Source organism: Eudoraea sp., assembly GCF_049665975.1.
Lineage (GTDB): Bacteria > Bacteroidota > Bacteroidia > Flavobacteriales > Flavobacteriaceae > Eudoraea.
This window is the reverse complement of sequence record NZ_JBATGR010000087.1, coordinates 1-2,534: the sequence shown is the minus strand read 5'-3', so window position 1 is coordinate 2,534 and position 2,534 is coordinate 1. Positions and strand designations below refer to the sequence as shown.

The window sequence follows — 2,534 nt, the reverse complement described above, 5'->3', positions numbered from 1 at the left end:
TTAACAATCCCTTGATCTGAATAAAAAAGGAACGCAGAGGCCTTTTTTATGTCAATTCGGCCATAAAATATTGTATCCACTGCATTTTGCTCAATAAAATTGTATTCGGTAAGTGGTATTTGGTTTCGACAAAGGGTACACAACAGCTGCTCTCCTCGATATAATTGATCATTACATCCAAAACACAACCTCGGTAGAAGTACCGTGTTGATATCATTTATTATATTTGATAGCTTGGAAAAGTACAAATCTTAAATAAACCTAATCTTATTTACTTAGCCTATCTGAATGGATATTCAAGATAATAAATTTAACTATAAAATAATACTTGCTGCATTAGTTGCCGTAATTATCGGCATATTAATAGCTTTCTACTATAGTTATGCCCAATCCAGAACGCAAATAAACTATTTGGAAGATGAAAAGGGCCTGCTTGTAAAGGATTTAACCCTTATGAAGACTGAAGTAGACCGGCTTTCTGCACTTAATGAAGTAAATGAAATAGAATTACAAGATTCCAGATATCGTGTTCAGCAGCTATTGGATTCTGTGGGCAGACTCAACTTTACCGTAGCCAAATTAAAGGAGTATAAGAAAGAACTTCGTGAGTTGGAAGTAAAACACGATAGCCTTAAACTTAAAAACAATTTCCTTAAATATAATAATATGCTTCTCTCCGATAAATATGAGGAGACTCGCAAAATGATCGAAGATTTAAGAGGTAAAAGTAGTTCTCTTGCAGAAGCGGAAGCATTACTGCGTGAGAAGAATAAGGAGCTCAACAAGGAATTGCGAATAAAGAGTTATTTGAAATTGCAAAATTCTGAAGGAAGTGGTTTTAGGCTGCGAAGCGGTAAACCTATTAAAACGACCAAGGCATCGACTATTGAAAAGCTTAGGGGATGTGTTACTATAATAGGAAACCCAAATGACAGAAACGAAGAAAAAGTTATTTACTTTCAGTTTCTTGGCCCTAACATGGGGGTTATTGAAGACAACGCTAATGTCATTTCTGTAAGCGGAAATATCTATAGTAAGAGAGTAGAGCTAATATCCGCAGGAGAGGAGATCAGTGTATGTGATTTTATAACCATTCCAGGAGGTTCGTTGGAACCTGGCACTTACACTCTTAATGTTTTTGAAGATGAAAAACTACTAGCATCTTCAGAATTTCAATTGAAATAAACACTACATTTTTCAATGTTATTCCATTTTATTTAAAAGTCTTAAAAATTAAATGCTTTAATATTCTATTTTTGCCGAATGGCAAATCAAGAAGACATCTTTAGAAAGGTAATTTCACATGCTAAGGAATATGGCTATGTGGTGCAATCAAGTGAAATATATGATGGCTTGAGTGCGGTTTACGACTATACTCAGAACGGGGCAGAACTTAAAAAAAATATTAAAGAATACTGGTGGAAGGCCATGGTGCAGATGCACGAAAATATTGTTGGCATTGATGCCGCAATATTTATGCACCCTACGACCTGGAAAGCATCCGGCCATGTTGATGCTTTTAATGATCCACTAATTGATAATAAAGACTCCAAAAAGAGATATCGGGCAGATGTATTAGTTGAGGACCATGTTGCCAAGATAGAAGCAAAAATTGATAAGGAGGTTCAAAAAGCTTCAAAACGATTTGGTGAGTCCTTCGACAAAACCCAATTTCTTACAACTAATCCTCGTGTTTTGGGCTATCAGGAGAAAGCACAAAGTATACTTAAACGCTTAGGCAGATCTTTGGAAGCCGAAGATTTAGAGGACGTTAAAAATCTAATCGAAGAGTTGGAAATAGTTTGCCCCGTTTCAGGTTCTAAAAACTGGACCGATGTCAAACAATTTAATTTAATGTTCGGCACAAAATTGGGAGCTTCTGCCGAAAGTGCCACTGATCTTTATTTAAGACCTGAAACAGCACAGGGGATATTCGTAAATTTTCTTAATGTTCAAAAATCCGGACGTCTGAAAATACCATTTGGGATTGCACAAATTGGAAAGGCATTCAGGAATGAAATTGTTGCAAGGCAGTTTATATTCAGGATGCGGGAATTTGAACAAATGGAGATGCAATTCTTTATTAAACCAGGAACACAGATAGAATGGTATGAAAAGTGGAAAGAGTTACGCATGAAATGGCATTTATCTCTGGGAATGGGCGAGGAGAATTACCGTTTTCATGATCATGAAAATTTGGCCCATTATGCGGATGCCGCATCGGACATTGAGTTTAAATTTCCATTTGGATTTAAAGAACTCGAGGGGATTCATTCCAGAACCGATTTTGATCTGGGGAGCCATGAAAAATATTCAGGAAAAAAATTGCAGTATTTTGACCCTGAACTCAACCAGAATTATGTGCCTTATGTTGTAGAAACTTCTATTGGAGTTGATAGAATGTTCCTGGCAGTTTTTTCAAATTCACTTAAGGAAGAAGAATTGGAAAATGGAACAACCCGAATAGTTCTAAAAATACCTGCCGTACTTGCACCTACAAAGGCCGCTGTTCTGCCACTTGTGAAAAAGGATGG

General features: G+C 36.5%; 2 protein-coding genes. Both read left to right on the top strand.

Annotated elements, in window-relative coordinates:
* Positions 1 to 288: 288 nt before the first annotated feature.
* Positions 289 to 1,185, top strand: coding sequence for a hypothetical protein (locus WBN20_RS03625; protein ID WP_424275297.1), 897 nt, complete (start codon positions 289 to 291; stop codon positions 1,183 to 1,185).
* 78 nt (positions 1,186 to 1,263) lie between these two features.
* Positions 1,264 to 2,534: glycine--tRNA ligase (locus WBN20_RS03620; RefSeq protein WP_424280733.1), on the top strand; the 1,271-nt coding region annotated here is incomplete at its 3' end.